Source organism: Streptomyces sp. NPDC059452 (assembly GCF_042750035.1).
In the GTDB taxonomy this organism is placed as follows: domain Bacteria; phylum Actinomycetota; class Actinomycetes; order Streptomycetales; family Streptomycetaceae; genus Streptomyces.
This window is the reverse complement of sequence record NZ_JBHYVE010000054.1, coordinates 1-19137: the sequence shown is the minus strand read 5'-3', so window position 1 is coordinate 19137 and position 19137 is coordinate 1. Positions and strand designations below refer to the sequence as shown.

Below are 19137 nucleotides of genomic sequence, written 5' to 3'. Positions count from 1 at the left end.
TCCGAACCTTCGGCCGCCACCCTCCTCGATCCCACCATCCAGCATCCAGCCAGATCCAGAGGATTCCCTCTGCCGATCCAGGCCCATCCAGGCCCATCCAGTTACCCATCCAGAGAAGGAGTGGACGCCGGACATGGTGTTCAAGAAGTTGCTCGGAGCCCTCGGTGTCGGCGGCCCCTCGGTCGACACCGTTCTGCAGCCCGGTCCGGCCCTTCCGGGCGGCCCGCTCTCCGGCGAGGTCCGCCTGCGCGGCGGCGGGAGCGACGTGACGGTCGAACGCATCTCCCTCCTCCTGGTGGCACGGGTCGAGGTGGAAGCCCATGACGAGGAGCACGAGGACACGGTCGTCCTCGAACGGTTCACCGTCGGCGGCGGATTCCGGCTCACGGAGGGCGCCGAGCACGCCGTACCGTTCACCGTCACCCTCCCCTGGGAGACCCCGGTCACGGAGCTCCACGGCCAGCCCCTGGGCCCCGTGCTCGGGATCCGGACGGAGCTGGAGGTGGCCGGAGCGCGGGACAAGGGCGACCTGGACGCGCTCGCCGTGGCCCCGCTGCCGGTCCAGGAAGCGGTCCTGGAGGCCTTCGGACAGCTCGGTTACGGCTTCAAGTCGGCCGATCTGGAGCTCGGCCACATCCGGGGGACCGGTCAGCAGTTGCCCTGCTACCAGGAGATCGAGATCGTGCCGCCCGCCGGTCACGCCCACGCCGTGAACGAGATCGAGGTGACGTTCCTCGCCTCACCGAGCGGTCTGGAGGTCGTGATCGAGGCCGACAAGCGGGCCGGGCACTTCTCCGAGGGCCACGACACGGTGCACCGCTTCACGACCTCGCACGACGCCGTGCCGCAGCTCGACCGCAGCGCCGAGGTCGATGCCTGGCTGCGGCAGGTGACCGGTGCCCACGCGGCCCACGCGGCGCCGTACCCGTACGCGCAGGATGGTCACCACGACGACGGACACCGTCGCTCGGGCCCCGGTGCCGGGGCGGTGGTGGCGGGAGTCGCGGCAGGGGTGGCGGTCGGAGTGGTCGGTGGGATGGTCGCCGCCGAAGTGATCGACGAGATCGGCGACGCCTTCGAGGGCGACGAGGACGGGGAGGGCGACGAGGAGGGGTGACCCTCGGCTCGGCGCGACACGGCTCAGCATGGAGGGGCCCTTCTCGGAGGGCCCCTCGGGGATGCGGGGTTGACGCGGGTCGGCGTGGTTCGGCGCGGTTCGGCCGGAAGGCGGCGGCCAGGAAAACCTAGTGCTGGACCGGGTTGAGGTCGGGAGCGGCCTGGAAGAAGCGCAGGAGCGCGTGGTGGGTGAACGTGTAGCTGTGGGCGTCACAGTGGATGATGCCCTGCTGAGCGGCTACGGCCACGGCCGATTGCAGCCGGCCGGGAGTGAGGGGGAGCCAGTTGAAGTGCGAGCCCACTGCTGCCCGGAGCCACCGCCAGTGGATGCTCGTCGTCGCCATCAGCAGGAAGCCGAGCAGGTGCAGGGCCAAAGAGCCGTCGCCCAGCAGGCCGGAGAACAGGATCACGTAACACAAGACCCCTTCGACCAGGCTGCGTCCTGTGCTGCTGCGGCTGCCCCAGCGCGCCTGTACCCAGACGAAGCCTCCGCATCCGCCGGTGAACAGGAGGAAGCCGGAGATGGCCCCTGCCGAGGGGTGTTCGGCCACCGTCACCAGACCCGCCGGGCAGAGCACGAACGAGACCAGCGCGGCCCTGCTGGGGATGACGGTCGCCAGCACGGTTCGTCGCGGCAACCACGAGCCCTGGCCGGCGCGTTGCAGCCTGACGTAGGAGAAGCAGCCGACGGTCACGGCCAGGAGGAAGCCGCCCGACTGGATCTCCGATTCGGTTCCGGGGTACGGGTCGTTCGGGGGAGCGGAGACGAGTGCGAGCCCGAAGAAGATCAGGAAGAGCAGGAACGCGGTGGCCAGGGCCTGCCGACTGCCCGGCCGAGGGGTCGGATAGAAGGAGGAGCGGGTGCTGACGCGTTCCGACAGGTCGTTCTGCCGGGAGGCGAGCATGGACAGAGCCAGATGCTGATGGCGGGCCGCGCCGGGGGACTGCCCGTGGTGGCTGGTCCGCAGCCGGTGCCGGGGGATGTGCGTGTTGACCAGGTAGGTCACCAGGCGCCGTTCGAGCCCTTCCTCCGTGGCGTCGGGAGCGATCAGTTCGCCGGGGCTGGCCCTGCCGTCCGTGTAGAGAAGCCGGGCTGCACCGGCGAGCAGGGGGTCGGCGAGAACGGTGGCGGCAGGAGCCTCCGGATGAGCGGACAGATGGTCGAAGACGGACCGCCATGCCTGGGTCTTCGACGAGGACCGTTTGCCCCGCTGGATCCAGCCGTCGAGATCCCGTGGGGCGAGAGGGCAGAGCCTGACACCGGCGCTGCCGGTGATCACCATGTCGGACTCCACCACGGTATCGCTGTACGCGTCCTCCTTGCTGATCAGCACGAACGATGCGAGCTGGGCCAGGAGGTTCAGTGCCTGAAGCGCGGAGATTCGGTCGCGCGGCGGCAGACTGTCGAAGTCGTCGAACAGAGGGAGTAACTCCCCCCGCCCCAGGAGTGCCCGCACTTCCGGTGCGGACGAGCCGGTCAGGGACCGGGCCATGAACGCGAGAAGGCCGTCCAGCCCGAGAGCCCCGCGCCAGCCCCGCAGCGAGAGCAGTACGGGAACGGCACCGGTCTGCCGCTGCCCGCCGGAACTCAGCAGGCACATGCCCAAGTTGCGTGCGAGTTGCGTCTTGCCGCTGCCCGCCGGGCCGAGGATGAGCATGCAGCGAGCGCTGGAGAGGCGGAAGATCTCCCCGATCGCCCCGTAATGGCCCGTCAGGGCGACGTCATCGGCGGTGTCGGTGAGATCGCTGCCCACTGTCTCGTAGCGGATCATCAGCGGAGCAGGGTGCGCCGCGGCCGACCACGCCCGCGCATCGGGTGCGAGCGTGCGCCAGCCGTCGAGCTCCAGAATGCTCGGGGTGGCCGGGGCGCTTTCAGCGTCAGGTGCAGGAGACGGTTCCGGCCGTCGGGACACCTGAGGCGTACCGAGCGCTGCCTGGGGATCTCCACCAGGTTCTCCACTAGGTTCTGCGACGGGATCTGTACCAGGATCTTCACCAGGTTCTGCGATGGGATCTTCAAAGGGATTTTCAACGGCGGATGCGGCAGTCGGCCGATTCCTGGCTCGTGCGGCGTCGTACTGCAACTGCGCCTCCCGGTGCCTGCGTTGCCACACGACCAGGTCGGCCCCGGGCGCGCACACCGTCACCCAGCTCTCGACCAGCTCCCATTTCGGCAGGGTGCGCCCGCTGGTGGCCGCGCTGAGGGCGGCCTTGCTGCGGTACGTGGCCCGAGCGAGTTCGTCCAGGGTCAGGCCAGCGCGGCGACGGAGCTCGCGCAACTGGTGCGCGAGCTCCGCGAGCGCCGGAACGCTGCTGGTGACCGGACGCTCCGGGCGTCCACGGCGCTTCTGAGCCACCTCCTACCGCCGCCTCTTGTCGTCGGAAGCGGTGATCCGGCGGGATATGTCGAGTGCGGTGGTGGTGACCATGACGATCACGGCCAGGGCGGTGGAAGGGCTGGAGCCGAGTGCGGTCAGTACCGAGGTCACCAGGGCGACCACGATGATCACGACGACTTTGACGGAAACGGCTGACGGCAGCCCGATGGGCCACACGCAGGCGCGGGCGGGTGACAACATGAGGATCCCTCCATGAGCGCGACGGTCCGGACTGGGAACAAGCGCATCCCTGCCGAGCAGTAGTTGGCGCTACCGGCCTGGAGTCGGCTTTCCTCGGCTCTCTGGATGCCTTGGGAATCTGCCCACCCCGGATAGGCCTCGAACCGCCCTTCAGTCAGGCCATACGCACCAAATGCCCGATAAATGCGCCACCTTGAACTAATAGCCGCCGCCTCCGGATGTGCATGAACAAACCCTTCGGGACCGCATCCGTGCAGGTCACCAAGGCTGGTCCAGGGGAAACCGGTTCATGAAGAAGAACCCGCTATGAACAACTCCTCGGGGGCGCATACTCCACACGAGGCCGGATCTCTGAAGATCTCCGCCTCCTCTGGAGCCCGATGGTCCGGCTTCCACGAGGTACACGGTGGGGACTGTTGGCGCGGTCCCCGCCCCTCGCCTTTTACGTCACCACTGCAAGGCGCGACGGAAGAGACCGCTGCCGTTCGGATCGCCTCTCCCTCTCTGCTCCCTGGGTCCGGGGTCGCCCGGCCGACCTCCTCGGCGGGATCGGCCGAACGACAGCGCTGATAGCGCCGACAGCGCCGACAGCGCCCCGTGCTCCAGGAGATCGGAACGGCTCCCAGGGGCCCCAGGCCATAGAGCAAGGGGAAGTCCCGGCCGTACTGAGGTTCGCGCGGTACGCCTTCATGCTCCGCGACGAGGTGCCGGTCTGCCGCCGAATCCGCCGCCCGAACTGCCGGTGGCGGTCGTCGAGACGTCCTAGCGTGCCGGTACACCCCTTCCCCGCAAGCCGATCCAGGAGGTTCAACATGAAGCACACGAGTCGCCCCTCTGTCGGGGGCACCGCGGCAGCCGTCGCGGCTGCCGCGCTCGTTCTCGGCGGAGCAGGCACCGCGGCCGCACAGCCGGCGCCCAAGCCCCAGCAGATCACCTCGGCGCAGCTGCAGACGCACCTTGCCAAGGCGATCGGGCAGGAGCGAACGTCGGCGGCCTGCCTTCCGGTCTGTGCCGGCCAGATCGTGTAGCAGTCCCACCGGACTGACGAGGAGGTAGAGATGAGCACCGCGGACCGTTCCGAGACAAGCAGAACATGGTGCCCGAGCGGAAAGGCCGACGCACCGGAGTCGGTGGTACTGGGCGTGCGCTCCGGGCAGGGCGGGGAGGTCGTGTACCTCGCCGATCCCGTACCGGCCCGGGACGTCCTCCCGGTCATCCCGAAGGATGTCGAGCCGACCCGGGTACTGCGCTTCGCGTCGCACTGCGTCAGCAACTGCCTGCACCGTAGGGGCAATGACTGCACCCTGGTGGAGCGAGTGGCGGCGACGCCGGCGGACGAGAGCCGGAACGTGCCGCGGTGCCATCTGCGAACCCACTGCAAGTGGTGGGTACAGGTCGGTGTGGACGGCTGCCGCCGCTGCCCGGCCCTGGCGACCACCGTCGTCGAGGGCGACGACCTGGGCGTGCTGATCGCCGACCCCAAAACCACCCGGGAGCAACTGGACGCCTGGATCGCGGAGGCTGAAGCCGACGCGCCCGCGCGTCGGGCGGACACAGCTGAGGAGAACCTGGCCGCGCACGCGGTACGTGAGACCGTCTGACCCAGGTCTCCGGACCGACCCTTGGCCCCCCTTGTGCCGACCGCCGAACAGAAACACACGTCAGCCCGGCAGCTGCTGTCTGCCGGGCTGACGTGTGCGTGGGTGAGTGAGCGGAGCTAGGCAGGGCCGCCTGCGACTGATGCCTGTTCCTTTTCCTTGGACATCCGCACAGTCCACCCCCCCCCACCGAGGCAGGAGCGGTACCGGCCGTCTCATGCGCCCGGGTGGTTCGTACGACGTCGGCTACGCGCCGACGGGTCCGGCCTGCTGTACGACTTCGAAGGACCACACGGTGGACCCACTGGCTGCAGGCTTGGGACGCTCGCCGCCGGTGTCGCCGCCGCCCTGGTGGGCCGCCTTCATCGGACCCTCCATCCAGGCCTGGAAGGACGCCTCGTCACGCCAGCGCGTGTAGACGAGGTAGTCGTCCGTGCCTTCGATGGGGCGGAGGAGCTCGAACCACTCGAATCCGTCGGAGCTCTCGACGGCGTGGGCCCGGGAGGCGAAGCGCTTCTCGAGCGTCTCGCGTTGTTCCTGAGGGACGGTCAGCACATTGATCTTGACTACGCTCATGGCCTCATCCTGCCGTACGACGCCCGACCGGAGGGGCAGCGGCCCCTGGGTTTGGTGGGTTTGGTTTCTGTGGGGTGCCTGGGTGACTTGGGAGTGCGTTCTTCCGTGGGGGTGGGGTGGTGGGGATGATGGGGGTGTGCGGGCTGGGTGGGTGGGGTGGTGGTTGGCCGGCGCGGTGGGTTGGTGTGGTGGGTTGGCGTGGTGGTGGTGGGTTGGTGTGGTGGTGGGTTGGTGTGGTGGGTTGGCGCGGTGTGGTGGGTTTTCACGTGGGTTTCAAGGGGTTTTCAATCGGTTGTGGTGAGGGTTGTGGTTGGTTCTGTGCTGGCTGTTTCCGTGTGGGTGGGTTTCTGGCTGGCTGGCTGAGCGCTGTCGCTGTGCTGGTGGTTTGTTTGCTGGTTGGGTTTCTGCTGCTGGTGGGTTTTGTGCTGGTGGTTTGTTTCCTGGCCGGCTGGCTGGCGGCTGGCTGTTTGTGGTGCTGGGCGTTGTGTCGTGTCGTGCTGGTTTCGTGTCTGCCGGTTTCGTGTCGTGTCGTGTTGGTTTCGGTTTGAGGGAGTTGTTTGGTGTGTCTGGTCGGTCGTCGGTTTCGGGTGCTGAGCGTATGAGTGGGCGCGCTTGGGGTGTGTTGTTTGTTTTGTGTGGGGCGATTTTCCTTGAGGGTATCGATGTGGCGATGCTGAATGTGGCGTTGCCGTCGATCCGTGAGGATCTGGATATGTCGACGGGGATGCTTCAGTGGGTGATGAGTGCCTATGTGCTGGGGTATGGCGGGTTTATGCTGCTGGGTGGTCGGGCGGCGGATCTGTTCGGGCGTCGGCAGATGTTTGTGTTCTGGCTGGTGGTGTTCCTGCTGTTCTCGGGTCTGGGTGGGTTCGCGACTGAGGGCTGGATGCTGATCGTGGCGCGTTTCGTGACGGGTGTCGCGGCGGCGTTCATGACGCCGGCGGGGCTGTCGATCATCACGACGAGTTTTGATGAGGGTCCGCAGCGGAACAAGGCGTTGCTGGTGTATTCGGGGACGGCTGCGGGTGGGTTCTCGATCGGTCTGGTCGTGGGTGGTCTGCTCGCGGCGATCAACTGGCGGTGGGTGTTCTTCGCTCCGGTGATCATGAGTTTGGTGATTCTGGTCGCGGCGGTTGTTCTGATTCCGCGGTCGGCGCGTCCGGACCGGGGTGGTCAGGGTGTTGATCTGGCGGGTGCGATCAGTGTGACGGCCGGTATTCTGCTGCTGGTGTTCGGTGTGGAGCGGGCGACGCATGTGTCGGGTGTGTGGACGGCCGGGACGATCGGGGTGAGTGTGCTGCTCTTCCTGGTGTTTGTCGCGGTGGAGCGGAAGTCGTCGTCGCCGCTGGTCCGGCTGGGTATTTTCCGTAATGGGTCGCTGGTCCGGGCGAATCTGGCGGGGCTGTTGTTCGCGGCTGGTTTCTTCGGGTTCCAGTTCATCGCGGTGCTGTATTTGCAGGAGCTGCGTGGCTGGTCGACGCTGCAGACGAGTTTCGCGTTGATCGTGATCGGTGTGGATGCGATTCTCTCGCCGACGCTGACGCCGCGTCTGGTGGCGAGGTTCGGTAACGCGCGGGTGATTTTCGGTGGTCTGCTGCTGGCGTCGTTGTCGTATGCGTTGTTCCTGCCGGTGGGTGCGGACTGGACGTACATGGCGATGTTCCCGAGTCTGATCCTTCTGGGTCTGGCGTTCTCCCTGGCTTATGGTCCGCTGACGATCGTGGCGACCGACGGGATCGCGGAGGAGGAGCAGGGTGTTGCCGGTGGTCTGCTGTACACGTCGTTCCAGTTCGGTGCGGCGCTGGGTCTGTCGGCTGTCGCGGCGGTGAATATCGCGGCTACGGACGGTTCGTCGCCGCAGGCTCTGCTGGAGGGGTACCGGGCGGCGTTCGCGGTGCCGCTGGCCGCGGCTCTGCTGGCGGCGTTCATCAGTGCTTTCGGGCTGCGGAGCCGGGCCGGGGCGACTTCGGCCGGGGAGCCGGCCCCGGTGGAGGCCCCCGGTACGCCGGAGCGGGTCGAGGCCGGGAGGTAGCAGCCCCCTTTCCGCCGCCGGTGCCGGCGGCGTACAGCCGAGCGGGCACTGCCCTGGCCCCCCCACGGGCCGGGCAGTGCCCGCCCCCCTTTTTTCTCTCCCGCCACCTCACCCCCACCACCCGCCCCCCACCACCCGCCCTCTGCCTCCCGCCTCTTGCTTCCTGCCCCCGCCCCTGCCCCCGCCTCCTGCCCTTGCCTCCCGCCTCCTGGCTTCTGCTTCCTGCCCCTGCCTTTTTGCTTCGGGTTCTGGCTCTGGCTTCCTGTTCCTGGTTCTGCTGTCTTCTGGCCGGGGGTGAGGGCGAGCCGGTCGTCGGGACGTCCGCTCCGCAGATGCCGGGTGAGATGTCGGCGATTGTCACGTCGCTGCACGGGTGGTGCCTGGCGTTCCTTCCTCCCCGGGACATCAGGCCGTTGGCGTCGGTGACCCTTTGCGGTCAACTGCTGCGACGCCGTTGCACCAGCGGCGGCGGCCGTCATGAGGGGGAAGCCCAGTGGTCCTGCTCCGCCGGCGAGGCTTGACGGGGCAGGCCGTCGGCGCCGCGATCGACACCGTCTGCCGCCTGCTGCGGTTTCCGTCGATCCGCAATGAGTCCGACGAGATCGCCGACCGGTTGATCAAGGGCGAGATGAGCTACTGCGGCTTTCTCGCCGTGCTGTTGATGGCCGAGTGCGACGACCGGGCCGGGCGCCGTTCGGAACGACGGGTCAAGGCCGCGGGCTTTCCGCGGGAGAGGTCCCTGCGGGCCTTCGGTTTCGACGCCAACCCGAACACCGACGCCGCCACCGTCCATACCCTCGCCGGCTGCGAGTGGATCAAGAAGAGCCAGCCGGTCTGCCTGATCGGCGACTCCGGCACCGGCAAGTCCCACCTGCTCATCGCCCTGGGCACCGGGGCCGCGGTGAAGGGCTACCGGGTCCGCTGCACGCTGGCCACGAAGCTGGTCAACGAGCTGGTCGAGGCCGCGGACGGGAGGCAGCTGGACAAGACCGTCGCCCGCTGCGGCCGCGTCGATCTTCTCTGCATCGACGGGCTCGGCTGCATGTAATTCGACCGCCATGGCGCCGGACTCCTCTTCCAGGTGCTGGCCGAACGCGAGGAGAGGAACAGCGTCGCCATCGCCTCCATCGAGTCCTTCGGCGGCTGGGCCAAGACCTTCGCCGGCCCTCGCCTCTGCGCGGCCGTCGTCGACCGCCTCACCTTCAACTTCAACGGCACCGTCATCGAGACCGGCACCGGCTCCTGCCGCTTCGCGGGCACCCGCGCGCGGACCGAAGTGTCTGCCAGGGTCGGCTGACCGCTGAAGGTTTTGGTGGCCCTCCGCTGGAGGGGCGGAGGGCCACCACGTCAGTAGGGGGCATCCGGTGTGATCATTTCGTGGATGCAGCGGCGCAGCCCGCTGTTGGAGTCGACCGGGCCGAGCCACGGCACCCGCTGGAACAGATCGCTGTATCGGTCGGTACTTGGGCCGGTCAGGAGGGCTCGGAGCTCGTCGGGGACGGGATCGCCGGACAGGCACAGCCAGGCGATGCCGGCGCCGATGCGGATCTCGGGCGGTCGGTCGGGATCCGACCACAGCTCCCGGGCCCACGCCAGGGCGTTTTCATCCTGGTGTTCGCGGGCGAGCTGGGCGATGGCCAGGATCAAGCTCACCTGGACCACAGGATCGTTTTCCACCGCCAGCCTGCGGTGCAGGGCCGAGGAGACGCGCTGGATCTCGCTGATCACCGTCGCCAGGACGAAGGCGGTCGCGGAGCGAACATCGGGATCGGGGTCGAGGAGAAGAGGGAGCAGAAGGTGCAGGTCGTCCGTGATGGCATTGCGGGCAGCCTGAATCGTCCAGTTTGTCGGACACATTGTGGTGCCCTCGGCCTCCATCGGATCCTCGGCAACCTGGAGAAGGCCTTCGCGTGTTCCGTCCCCGAAGTGCTGGCATCGTCCGATCTCGGCGACCAGGCGAAGGGTGCTCGCCCGGAGCCCGGGAAGTCCAGTGGCTGCGATCCGGAGCAGGAACGGTACTGCCAGTGCTCCCACCGCGATCGTGCTGCCCTGATGATGGAGGTGTTCCCACAGTTCTTCCAAGGCCCGGTCGGCGGCTTCGGCGTCTGGGGAGGCGAGCGTCCCGAGGCGACCGGGAACTTCCTCGCCCGGTCCGTGGAAGTGCGGGAACCTCCGCCAGGGGATCTCGTCGTACTTGAACCCGTCCTTGACCTCCCGCGGGATCGCGCCCACGACCGTCCGCATGTCGGCATTCGTGCCTGCCCACGGCTCGGGCCATCTGGCCCAGCGTTCATCGTCCATGGTTGGCCTTCCGGTTCACCGCCACCGTCCGAACCCCGGCAGTCTAACGACCGATGATCAAGAGCGCGGTCGGCCACTGCCGTACTCAGGCGGCACCACACCATGGTGACGTCATTTCTCGGGCTCTGGCTCAACTTCTGTGGAGCGACCGCTCTCGGTGACTGCTGGACCTCTTCGAGTTGTGGGTGAAGTCGCCTGAAAATGATCCCTGGGCAGCGCAGCCGGGCTGAATGTTCAGGGCCGTGGAAGAGGTCCTGCTCCGGCTGAAGGAGTTGTTGTTCCCGTCGATCGCGAACGTCGCGGTGCTGTCAGTGGGCGTGAGCATCGCGATAGTGCGCGTAGATGCGCAGTGCACTGCCGACGGCGCCGTGTGTCCGGTCTGTGGCACCCGGTCGAACCGGGTTCACGGTTCCTGTCTGCGGTCACGACGGATCCGCTCGAACAACTCAACACGGTGCAAAACCCGGCCTCCTGACACGGCCGGCCGGCAGCCCGCACAGCGTGATCCCGGCCGCGAACCCGGGTCAATCCGGCATTACTCCGAACGGGTGCATCCCACCTCGGCGACTCCTAGATGGTGTTCGTTCCCAAGAGATCTGAATTGATGAGGTGCCTTCGAGCTGGCTTTTGTCAGTTCTGCTGGGGCCGACCTCGAACCGTGCAAAGTGGTCCCGGGGCAGACGAGTGTGCAGTTCCGGCGGGACTGAGCAGGAGGAACGGGACACAAAACGCCCATGTGAGCGACTGGCCCGCGGGTCGCAACCCCGATACTCCGTTGCTTGATCAAAAACCGGTTCGACAGCATGGCGCCATGCAACGACATGAGCACGCCGGACCCGCAGCACTGCGCGCCATGCAGAGCCTGGCCACCCGAACTTTTCCGGCAACCGGCTACCACCACATCGGCGACCTCGCCTGGAACTGGTGCCTGGCCCTCGACCGCGCCGACCAGTGCCCGACAGCCGTCTGGACCCAGGGCGACCAGACGCTGGCCTGGGGCTGGTTAGAACTGCCCGACACCTTGATGCTCCAGGTCGACCCGGAGCACCCGGAACTGGCTCAAGAGGTTCTCACCTGGGCCGAACACACGGCATCAGGCCCGCTGAGCATCGACGTCACCGAGACCGAACCGCACCTGACCAAGGCGCTGGAGCAGCGCGGATACACACGGACCGACGGCGGCCCGTTCATGGCGTGCCTTGGCCGCCCCTTCGCCGACCTGCCGGACATCCCGCACCTGCCGGACGGCTACTCGATCCGCCCCCAGCGCGACCATGCCGATGTGGCAGGCCGGGCGGCAGCACACCGCGCCGCCTTCGGATCGACCCGAATCACCACCGAACGGCACGCCCGCATGAGGGACACCTGGCCCTACCGGCCCGAGCACGATCTTATCGTGGCCTCGCCCACCGGGGAAGTCGTCGCCTACTGCCAAGGCTGGTACGACCCGACCAACGGAATCGGTGAGTTCGAACCCGTCGGCACCCACCCCGATCACCGCCGCCTCGGCCTCGCCCGAGCCGCCTGCATCGCGGTGCTGCACGCCTTCGCCGACGCCGGCGGCCACCGTGCCATCGTCTACTCGCGCGGCGACGCCGCATACCCCATCCCCAAGCGGCTGTACGAGTCCATGGGCTTCACCGCGTACACCCGCACCCACACCTATGTCGGCACACCGACCGACTGAGGACGCTGACCGGATCCCATTAATCAGAACGACCGGGACCCGATCACTTCGCCGATCGGATAGCGGGGGAACCGCTCACTCCCACCAGGAACGGACAGGTGGGGCCAAAACAATCCGTTCCTCGCCCGGGGCCAAGAGAACCCGTTACCCCTGGGCCAAAAGAGGCCGTCCTGGACACAGGGGGACACAGTCATGCCGGGCCCGGAGGCCGGCGGTCCTATTGCTGGACCGCGAAAAACATAATGGGGGTTCCTGGGCGGTTCGGACGTGGTGATCGCACCGGTCACACGAGGGTGATCACGCCGGGTGGCTGCTTTCCGGGTACGGGTCAGTCGGAGCCGGTTTTCCTGCAGCCGCTGGGGGCCGGTATCGATCGGTATGCGTACGGCGATCTGTGTCGAGGGTGAGTCGTGCACCGTCACCTCGACCGGATCGTCCGGGGCCATGCCCAGCCAGGCGCTACGGCCGCCGGCCGGCCACTCGGTCCCTTCCCCGGCTTCGAGGGCGGCGAGGCACTGTTCCCCTTGGCCCAGGTCTTCCAGTGACACCTGCAGCCCGGCCCGCCCGCTGACGAAGCCGCTCCCCACGATGATCTCGGCTGCGTGGAACCGTTGGTCTTCCATCAGGAGCGGATCACCGCATTTCGTCTCGACGGTGGCGCTTTGTCCTGGATCTGCGAACCGGAAGAGTTCCACTGCCTGCACGTCGTCGACCACAGTTGCCTCTTGACACCCGATGGGCCGGATTGCCCTTGATCCTCTCCTCCGTGCGCCGGTCGGGGCGACCCTTTTCGTGGAGCATCTGCGGGACAGCTCTTCTGGCGAGGCCACGGCAGGGTTCGCTGGGGCCCTGGATGTGGGGGGCCTGGTCGGCGGTCTCGTGGAGCACCTGCATCTCTCCGGCCGGCCGGGGAATCGGGTGTACGGGGTCCGGCGGTTCTGTTCCGGGGGCCGCCGGAGGTCCGGGCGGCCCTGGACGAAGGCGCGAAGCCCGGAGCTCTGGCAGCTCTTCCCCGGTCTTGGCCCCAGCTCCGGTCTTGGCCCCGGCTCCGGCACCGGCTTGGCCTTGGCCGGGGGGAATCGGTGTGGGCCTGGGCGGTGTGGGGCTGGTAGTGCTCCTGGCTGCGGGGGCCTGCGGTGGCGGTTGTGGCGGGGCTCCCCCGGCTGATGGTGGAAGGACTGTGGCCCGGCTCGGTGGCTGTTGTACGAGCGGGAAGTCTTCTTCCGTAGCCGGTCGGTGATGTGGGTCCGGTCTGTCTCGCGCGGATACCACAGGGGGGTGTCGGTTGTTGCTGTCGGGTGTGGTCCGGTGCGGCTGCGGGCACGATCGCCGGTCAGTGTCTCCCGGCCGCCGGCGTCGTGACGCTGATGCGGGCCATCGGCCCTGAGGCTGTGACGATGCCTGTGGCGCCGTCTTCCGGAACAGCTCTCACGGCTTGTCCGGTACCGGCCGCCCGAAGTCTCTACGGTCAGGTCTTGTTGTGCTCGGAGCTTGCTCGGGCATCGGGCCGAGGGGGCCGTTCAGGTTGCCGTGGAGGCCACGGCAGTCAGTCAGGGGTGGGTGTGCTGTTTGGGCGGGTGGTCTCGTGGCTGCGGCTGCCTGGGTGCGGCAGGATCTCGTCGGCAGTGACCGTTCCGGGGGCTGTTCCCGGGGTTCTGCCGGGAGGACCGCTGACGATGCTGGACACCCCTGTACAGGGGATCGGCGGGTCGTGGTTGTGCTTCCGGCAGTTGTGCTGGAAGCCGGTCTCCCTTTCCTCTTCTTTGCTGCCGGTGTCCCGGAGTGCCTGGAGTGTCAGGTCCTTCGCACATAGCCTGCTGGAGTCGCCGGTGCCGGTGGCAGTGGAAGTCTGGGTGGCAGGTGGTTGAGGTGGGATGGTTCGGGCAGGGAGCCGGGTCCAGGGTCCCTGGCAGGCCTGCTGGGCAGGTCGCCGGTCTGTGCCGATGGCGAGTCGTGCACCGTCACTTCCACCGGATCGTCCGGAGCCACATGCCTGCCAGGCCCGGGGTGAGCCCACTTCATGAGAGCGCGAGGCCGGAACGGCGGCTCCCCGGCAGCCCCTTATTGCTTTCCTTGCTGTTCGCGCCGTTGTTGTCCTCCGCGCCGGCTTCTCAGTTGTTGCCGGGGCCCCACCGCTGTTCCTGTTCCTTGCGCTGGGCGGTAACGCCGGGGATGGCGGCGAGTGCTTCCGTGGGGCGGTTCCGGCGTGCCAGCAGGTGCGCGCGGTCTGTGGTGGCGTTGTGTCCAGGGTGTTCTGCGAGCAGGCTGATGGCTTCGTCCAGCCGGCTGTCCTGGGCCATCAGCCCGGCGATCGTGCAGGCTCGTTCCTCGGCGTCCAGTCCGGGCGTGGCTTCAATTTCTGCGATGGCTTCGCGGCAGCGTCCCAGTTCTCCCATCAGCCACCACCGGTTGGACGGAATCCAGTCTCCGTGCTCCGCGATGAACTCCGGGCTGCACTCGTCCAGGAGTTGCAGCGCCCGGTCGTGAAGCCCGTTCTCAGCGAGCAGCAACACTATTCCTTGCAGGGAGCTCTCCCACGGGGCTTCGAAGGTGGGCCGTCCTGCTGTGATGGCTTCCTCGAAGCGTCCCTGCCCGACAAGGAACTCTATGAGGAACCACTGCTCGTTGCGCGGATACTCGGCGGTGGCGATGTGCCTGCGCAGGGCCTCTTCTGCATCCTGCGCGCGTCCCGCCGCCGTGAATGCTTTTATCAAAGGCCGGAAGGCTTCGCGTGCATGCCCGCCGGTGGCCGCTTGCTCCAGTTCCTCGACCCGTCCGTGCCGGGCGAGGAGCTGTGTGTAGGACTGGACGGTGTTCTGCGGGCCGTACCGGCGCGCGGCCACATCGTCGCCGAGTACCCGGATCGCCTCCTCGACCTGCCCTGACCGCTCAAGGACCTCCGTCTGAAGGTCCAGCGCCTCCCAGAGAGGGTGGGGGCGGCCCTGCCTCTGGTGGCGGCGTGCCTCGTCGGCAAGCGGCACCAGGAGCTTCAGCACACGGGCGTCCCTTCCCTGTCCCTCCGTCATCGTGACCAGGCGGCGCATCGTCCACCGGTCCCGCAGATGTGGTTCGAGAAACGTGATCGCCTCGTCGACACGCCCGCACTTCACCAGGGTTTCGGCGTGGACCTCGCACACGCCCGCCGACGGCTCCTCCCCTGCGGGACGGGTCAGCGTCAGTGCCTCCTCCACCCGGCCCCACGCGAGCAGAATGTCCGCACCTGCCGATACGGCGGGCAGCCAGCCGGTCTCCGTGAACGGCTTCATCACCGCCCACGCCCGCTCGAACTCACCCGCCGCTTGCAGCACGCGTACGGCGCCCTGCGCGCAGAACCAGTCACTGCGCTCGGCTGCTGCCCGGACCACCAGGTCCACGTGCCCGTACTCAAGAAGAGTGTCCACCACCTGCGGAGGGACCCCTCTGGTCCGGTCCGCCTGCCACTCAAGATCATCAATGTTCACCGGGGCAAGGTTAGTAGCCACCACCGGCAATGCGGCGCTTCGTCCAGGAGGCCAGGGTGCGACCACCACCAGCTACCGGTCGGCGGCCCGCCCCGTCTGCACCCTCAACCTCACCGCCGCTCAACGCGCCACCCTGGAATGGCTCACCCACAACGGCGGCCTCTTCGGTGGTCTGGGAGTCGGCTCCGAGCCGGCCGCGGAGGACTGCTCGGTCTCGGTCTTCACCGTCCACGACGCGCTGCGCATGCGACGGATCCTGTCTGTCATCTCATGCAAGGGCTGCCCGAACATCAAAGGGATGGGCAAGCTCCGCTGCGTCGTCGAGCAGACCTTCGCGCTCCTCCACCACTTCAAGCGTCTTGCCGTCCGCTGGGGACGCCGCACCGAACTCCATGACGCCTTCGTCTCCCTCGCCTGCGGCCTGATCTGCTGGAGACGTCTCAAGAAGACCCGCACATGATCGTCATGCGAATTCTCTGGGCATTCTCACGCCACCACCGGGCAGTGATCTGATGAAGTAGCTGCCCCGCAGGCCGATGATCCAGCCGTAGGCGTCGGAGGAAACGGGCACGTAGAGGCGCCATCCGTTGGCGAAGCGGCAGCGCAGGCTACCTGAATCGGCTGCGTGAACCTCGGCAATCACCTGATCGAGCAGCTGCGTCAGCCGGTCGAGGTTGGTCCGTGAGGCTGCGTGGACGGGCACGGCTTCATGGTCAGTCCTCAGTTCGGCGGGACTGTGAACCTCGATGCAGTTCGTACCGGTGTGAAGCCGCAGCACGTTGCCGATGAGCACCTCTCCGATGCCGATCCCGCGCATCGCGTTGATGTCCCAGCCATCGTCCCCGCGGTTGATGCCGATGTCCATGCGCCAAGACTACGAGCCCCGCCGGCCATGCTGCGGCACAAGATCGCGTTACGAGTTCTTGGCAGGCTGCGGGCGGGGTGCCGTGTCTGCTCACCGGGTGGGGTGGTGTCCCGGGGCGTTCTGCTGTCTGCCCCGGGGTGGTGTGTGTGCCGGGCTTTTTTGGTGTCTTTCTCTGTTTTTCCTGCCTGTGGTTTTTGGTGTGTGCCCATTTTTGGTAATCGGGGGGTCAGTGGGGTGGTGGGGGGTTTGGGGAGTGGGGGATTACCTGTGTGTGAGCTGGTTCCCGGGAGGATGAGGGGTGCCCGTCGGCGCCGGGGATGTTCAGGGGAGCGCCGTTAGTCGCTGTGGCGAACCAACTTTTCTGAGGAGACAGGATGACCACGACCGACAGTGCTGTTACCGCGGTGCTGGATGAGGTGACAGCCCTTGTCCCGACGCTGCGTGGGAGCGGGCCGGTGGCTGAGGAGCGTCGCTGGATCCCGGACGAGAACGTCGAGCTGCTCGACAAGGCCGGTGTGTACCGCCTGGCGGTCCCGCGGCGGTTCGGCGGTCTGGATGCGCCGGTTGCCGACCAGGTCAGGATTCTGGGTGAGATAGCCCGTGCGGATACCGCTACCGGCTGGGTCTCGATGATCTGGGTGTCATCGTCCTGGGTTCCGAGCCTGTTTCCCGACCGGGCTCAGGAGGAGGTGTACGAGGGGGGTGCGGTCCGGGTCTCCACCGGGTTCACACCGTCGGGCACGCTGACGGCCGGTGAGGGTTTCTACACCCTGAGCGGTTCGTGGAAGTGGATGTCGGGTGCCCGGGGTGCGAACTGGGGGCTGTTGTCGGCGCTGCTGGAGGGGCCGGACGGGACGCCGGCGCCGTTCGCCGCTCTGGTCCCCTTCAGTGAGCTGGCCATCGCCGATGACTGGCATGCCTCCTACGGGGCGGGCACGGGCAGTTCCACGGTCACCGCGCAGGATGTGCGGGTTCCGGCCCACCGTGTGGTCAGCCTGATCGAGGTGCTCGGCGGGAGCACCGGTGAGCGGTCCAACACCGGTGCCACCGGCCGTAACTACGCCTTCGTGCCGTTCTTCATGGCGCAGGGCGCCTCGGCGCTGATCGGGAGTGCCCGGGGTGCCTACGAGCTGTTCCTGGAGCGGCTTCCGGGCCGTGGGATCACCTATACCTCCTGGAGCGACCAGAGCCAGTCCCCGGTCACCCAGATCCAGGTCGCTGTCGCCGCGAACAAGATCGCGGCGGCCGAGGCGCTCCAGGAGGGGTGGCTGCGCCGGCTGCAGGAGCACGCGGATGCCGGTACGAGCCCGTCGGTGGAGGAGCGGGGTGAGGCGCGGGGCCGGGCGGCGTTCGCGATCCAGCTCGCGAAGGAGGCCGTTGACGGTCTGTTCGAGGCCAGCGGTGCCTCGGTGATCCTGCGTGATGTGCCCTTCCAGCGCTACCACCGGGACATCCGGGGCCTGTCCCTGCACGCCCTGTTCGCCTACAACACCAACCAGGAAGTGCACGGGCGGGCCATCCTCGGTCTCGCTCCCGACACCCCGTTCCTGTGATCCACCGCTCCGGATGACCGGGCCGCCCGCACGCCGCGGGCGGCCCGGTCCCGTACACCCCCGCCCCACTGTGTTTCGCCCCCGCCCCGTTGTGTCCCGGCCCGCCGTGTCCCGCCGTGGGCGGCCCCGTCCCGTCCACGCCCTGCGCCCGCCGCCCCCGGTCCCGTATCCCCGTCCTGCCCCTCCGTGTCCCGCTGCGGGCGGCCCGTCCCGTATACCCCCTGCCCCCGCCGTGCCCGGTCCCGTATGCCCCCTGTGTCGTACACCCCGCGCGGCCCGGCACGCCCCCCTTCTCTTTTTCTTGTCTCCTTCCTTCTTCCTCCTTCTCTTGATTTTTTGTCTTTTTCTTTCTTGGGTTCTGTGTCATTCCTTTTGCAGAAAGGGTTCATTGTCATGACCGATACCACCGTTCTTGTTCTTGGCGGCAGGGGAAAGACCGGGCGCCGTGTTGTGAGGCGGCTGCGGGAGCGCGGGGTCACTGTTCGTTCGGCCGGGCGGTCGGGGGAGGTGCGTTTCGACTGGGAGGCTCCGGAGACCTGGGAGCCGGCGCTGGCGGGGGCTGATGCCGCTTATCTGGTGGATGCGCAGGACAAGCCCGGTGTGTGGGACGCGGAGGCCGCGCTGGGGGAGCTGTCGCGGCTCGCGGTGGCGGGCGGGGTCCGCAGGCTGGTGCTGCTCCAGGCCCGGGTGACCGAGCTGGTGGGGGGCAAGTCGCTGATCGCGGGTGAGCGTGCGGTGCGGGAGTCCGGTGCCCAGTGGACGGTGCTGCGGCCCAACTGGTTCTTCCAGAACTTCGACGAGGGGGTTTTGCTGGATGCTGTGCGGGCCGGGGAGGTGGCTCTTCCCGCCGGGTCGGGCCGTGAGCCGTTCGTGGACACCGAGGATGTCGCGGCGGTCGCGGTCGAGGCGCTGCTGGAGGACGGGCATGCCGGGCAGACCTATGAGCTGAGCGGGGCCCGGGCTCTGACGCTGGAGGAGGCCGTCGGGGAGATCGCCCGGGCCACCGGCCGGGACATCCGGTACGTGCCCGTGGAGCACCAGGCCTACGTGGACGAGCTCGTGCGCTACGACGTGCCCGCCGATTACGCGCTGTTCGTCGCCGATCTCGTCGCCCAGATCCGTGACAGCAAGAACGCCACTCCCACCGATACCGTCCGGCAGGTGCTGGGCCGTGAGCCCCGGGACTTCTCCGGCTTCGTGAAGGAAGCCGCCGCGCGGGGCGTCTGGAACACCTGACCCCCCGCCACGCCGCCACGCCGCCACGCTGCCAGGCCGCCTGGGTCCGCCGGGAACGGCCGGCCCCGGGCGGCCTGGTCCTTGTCTTCAGCGCGCCGGCTGCTGGGGAGGGACCCACCGGTGATCGGGTGGG

The 19137-nt window shown here is 67.8% G+C and carries 16 protein-coding genes and 2 pseudogenes; 10 read left to right on the top strand and 8 right to left on the bottom strand.

What is annotated here, in order from left to right; genetic code table 11:
- The first annotated feature begins 133 nt into the window (after positions 1-133).
- The gene (locus ACFW9Z_RS35745) at positions 134-1117 is read left to right on the top strand and encodes a sporulation protein (RefSeq protein WP_384647826.1); all 984 of its coding nucleotides are present in this window, start codon (positions 134-136) and stop codon (positions 1115-1117) included.
- A gap of 127 nt (positions 1118-1244) precedes the next feature.
- On the opposite strand, the gene ACFW9Z_RS35740 is transcribed toward ACFW9Z_RS35745, so the two are convergent.
- From ACFW9Z_RS35740 to ACFW9Z_RS35730, 3 genes and pseudogenes are all read right to left on the bottom strand, one after another.
- Positions 1245-2888 carry a hypothetical protein gene (locus tag ACFW9Z_RS35740; RefSeq protein WP_384647845.1) on the bottom strand — a complete coding sequence of 548 codons (1644 nt, stop codon included), beginning with the start codon at positions 2886-2888 and terminating at the stop codon, positions 1245-1247.
- A gap of 372 nt (positions 2889-3260) precedes the next feature.
- Positions 3261-3473 (bottom strand): annotated as a pseudogene (locus ACFW9Z_RS35735) (helix-turn-helix domain-containing protein); the annotation flags it as partial.
- A 3-nt stretch (positions 3474-3476) separates the two neighbouring features.
- Positions 3477-3695 carry a hypothetical protein gene (locus tag ACFW9Z_RS35730; protein WP_384647823.1) on the bottom strand — a complete coding sequence of 73 codons (219 nt, stop codon included), beginning with the start codon at positions 3693-3695 and terminating at the stop codon, positions 3477-3479.
- An 812-nt stretch (positions 3696-4507) separates the two neighbouring features.
- On the opposite strand from ACFW9Z_RS35730, the gene ACFW9Z_RS35725 reads away from it, so the two are divergent.
- Both ACFW9Z_RS35725 and ACFW9Z_RS35720 read left to right on the top strand, forming a co-directional pair.
- A complete protein-coding gene (locus ACFW9Z_RS35725) occupies positions 4508-4723 on the top strand; it encodes a hypothetical protein (protein ID WP_384647821.1) in 216 nt (71 codons plus the stop codon).
- A 30-nt stretch (positions 4724-4753) separates the two neighbouring features.
- On the top strand, positions 4754-5296 hold the full coding sequence (locus ACFW9Z_RS35720; RefSeq protein ID WP_384647819.1) for a hypothetical protein: 543 nt from the start codon (positions 4754-4756) through the stop codon (positions 5294-5296).
- Positions 5297-5539: 243 nt separating this feature from the next.
- Here the strand turns inward: ACFW9Z_RS35720 and ACFW9Z_RS35715 are convergent, their stop codons facing one another.
- Complete coding sequence (locus ACFW9Z_RS35715; protein ID WP_384647817.1) at positions 5540-5869, bottom strand: antibiotic biosynthesis monooxygenase family protein; 330 nt, start codon at positions 5867-5869, stop codon at positions 5540-5542.
- A gap of 185 nt (positions 5870-6054) precedes the next feature.
- Here ACFW9Z_RS35715 and ACFW9Z_RS35710 point away from each other — a divergent pair, with 185 nt between their 5' ends.
- The 3 genes and pseudogenes from ACFW9Z_RS35710 to ACFW9Z_RS35700 all read left to right on the top strand — a co-directional run bounded on the left by ACFW9Z_RS35710 (position 6055) and on the right by ACFW9Z_RS35700 (position 9198).
- The gene (locus ACFW9Z_RS35710; protein ID WP_384647815.1) at positions 6055-6417 is read left to right on the top strand and encodes a hypothetical protein; all 363 of its coding nucleotides are present in this window, start codon (positions 6055-6057) and stop codon (positions 6415-6417) included.
- A gap of 50 nt (positions 6418-6467) precedes the next feature.
- Complete coding sequence (locus tag ACFW9Z_RS35705) at positions 6468-7901, top strand: MFS transporter (RefSeq protein WP_384647813.1); 1434 nt, start codon at positions 6468-6470, stop codon at positions 7899-7901.
- Positions 7902-8394: 493 nt separating this feature from the next.
- Positions 8395-9198 (top strand): annotated as a pseudogene (locus tag ACFW9Z_RS35700) (ATP-binding protein).
- Positions 9199-9248: 50 nt separating this feature from the next.
- Here the strand turns inward: ACFW9Z_RS35700 and ACFW9Z_RS35695 are convergent.
- Entirely contained in the window at positions 9249-10202 is a 954-nt protein-coding gene (locus tag ACFW9Z_RS35695; RefSeq protein WP_384647810.1) for a hypothetical protein, read from the bottom strand.
- Between the two features lie 811 nt (positions 10203-11013).
- On the opposite strand from ACFW9Z_RS35695, the gene ACFW9Z_RS35690 reads away from it, so the two are divergent.
- Positions 11014-11889, top strand: a complete 876-nt coding sequence (locus ACFW9Z_RS35690; protein ID WP_384647808.1) for a GNAT family N-acetyltransferase — start codon at positions 11014-11016, stop codon at positions 11887-11889.
- Positions 11890-11912: 23 nt separating this feature from the next.
- Here the strand turns inward: ACFW9Z_RS35690 and ACFW9Z_RS35685 are convergent, their stop codons facing one another.
- A complete protein-coding gene (locus tag ACFW9Z_RS35685; protein ID WP_384647842.1) occupies positions 11913-12584 on the bottom strand; it encodes a DUF5959 family protein in 672 nt (223 codons plus the stop codon).
- Positions 12585-14000: 1416 nt separating this feature from the next.
- Positions 14001-15263: a hypothetical protein gene (locus ACFW9Z_RS35680; RefSeq protein WP_384647806.1), complete on the bottom strand. Its 1263-nt coding sequence runs from the start codon at positions 15261-15263 to the stop codon at positions 14001-14003.
- A 79-nt stretch (positions 15264-15342) separates the two neighbouring features.
- Between ACFW9Z_RS35680 and ACFW9Z_RS35675 the strand changes: the two genes are divergently transcribed.
- Complete coding sequence (locus tag ACFW9Z_RS35675) at positions 15343-15810, top strand: hypothetical protein (RefSeq protein ID WP_384647803.1); 468 nt, start codon at positions 15343-15345, stop codon at positions 15808-15810.
- Between the two features lie 3 nt (positions 15811-15813).
- On the opposite strand, the gene ACFW9Z_RS35670 is transcribed toward ACFW9Z_RS35675, so the two are convergent.
- A complete protein-coding gene (locus tag ACFW9Z_RS35670) occupies positions 15814-16215 on the bottom strand; it encodes a DUF6188 family protein (protein ID WP_384647800.1) in 402 nt (133 codons plus the stop codon).
- Positions 16216-16589: 374 nt separating this feature from the next.
- Here ACFW9Z_RS35670 and ACFW9Z_RS35665 point away from each other — a divergent pair, with 374 nt between their 5' ends.
- Together ACFW9Z_RS35665 and ACFW9Z_RS35660 are read left to right on the top strand one after the other, a co-directional pair.
- Positions 16590-17768 (top strand): acyl-CoA dehydrogenase, encoded by a 1179-nt coding sequence (locus tag ACFW9Z_RS35665; protein ID WP_384647798.1) that lies wholly within the window; start codon positions 16590-16592, stop codon positions 17766-17768.
- A 393-nt stretch (positions 17769-18161) separates the two neighbouring features.
- Positions 18162-19004: an NAD(P)H-binding protein gene (locus ACFW9Z_RS35660; protein WP_384647796.1), complete on the top strand. Its 843-nt coding sequence runs from the start codon at positions 18162-18164 to the stop codon at positions 19002-19004.
- Positions 19005-19137: the final 133 nt, after the last annotated feature.

Excerpts from the sequence above, each read along its gene's own strand:
- ACFW9Z_RS35745 (WP_384647826.1), top strand. The coding sequence starts at position 134 with ATGGTGTTCAAGAAGTTGCTCGGAGCCCTCGGTGTCGGCGGCCCCTCG.
- ACFW9Z_RS35740 (WP_384647845.1), bottom strand. The coding sequence starts at position 2,888 with ATGATCCGCTACGAGACAGTGGGCAGCGATCTCACCGACACCGCCGAT.
- ACFW9Z_RS35730 (WP_384647823.1), bottom strand. The coding sequence starts at position 3,695 with ATGTTGTCACCCGCCCGCGCCTGCGTGTGGCCCATCGGGCTGCCGTCA.
- ACFW9Z_RS35725 (WP_384647821.1), top strand. The coding sequence starts at position 4,508 with ATGAAGCACACGAGTCGCCCCTCTGTCGGGGGCACCGCGGCAGCCGTC.
- ACFW9Z_RS35720 (WP_384647819.1), top strand. The coding sequence starts at position 4,754 with ATGAGCACCGCGGACCGTTCCGAGACAAGCAGAACATGGTGCCCGAGC.
- ACFW9Z_RS35715 (WP_384647817.1), bottom strand. The coding sequence starts at position 5,869 with ATGAGCGTAGTCAAGATCAATGTGCTGACCGTCCCTCAGGAACAACGC.
- ACFW9Z_RS35705 (WP_384647813.1), top strand. The coding sequence starts at position 6,468 with ATGAGTGGGCGCGCTTGGGGTGTGTTGTTTGTTTTGTGTGGGGCGATT.
- ACFW9Z_RS35695 (WP_384647810.1), bottom strand. The coding sequence starts at position 10,202 with ATGGACGATGAACGCTGGGCCAGATGGCCCGAGCCGTGGGCAGGCACG.
- ACFW9Z_RS35690 (WP_384647808.1), top strand. The coding sequence starts at position 11,014 with ATGCAACGACATGAGCACGCCGGACCCGCAGCACTGCGCGCCATGCAG.
- ACFW9Z_RS35675 (WP_384647803.1), top strand. The coding sequence starts at position 15,343 with ATGTTCACCGGGGCAAGGTTAGTAGCCACCACCGGCAATGCGGCGCTT.
- ACFW9Z_RS35670 (WP_384647800.1), bottom strand. The coding sequence starts at position 16,215 with ATGGACATCGGCATCAACCGCGGGGACGATGGCTGGGACATCAACGCG.
- ACFW9Z_RS35665 (WP_384647798.1), top strand. The coding sequence starts at position 16,590 with ATGACCACGACCGACAGTGCTGTTACCGCGGTGCTGGATGAGGTGACA.
- ACFW9Z_RS35660 (WP_384647796.1), top strand. The coding sequence starts at position 18,162 with ATGACCGATACCACCGTTCTTGTTCTTGGCGGCAGGGGAAAGACCGGG.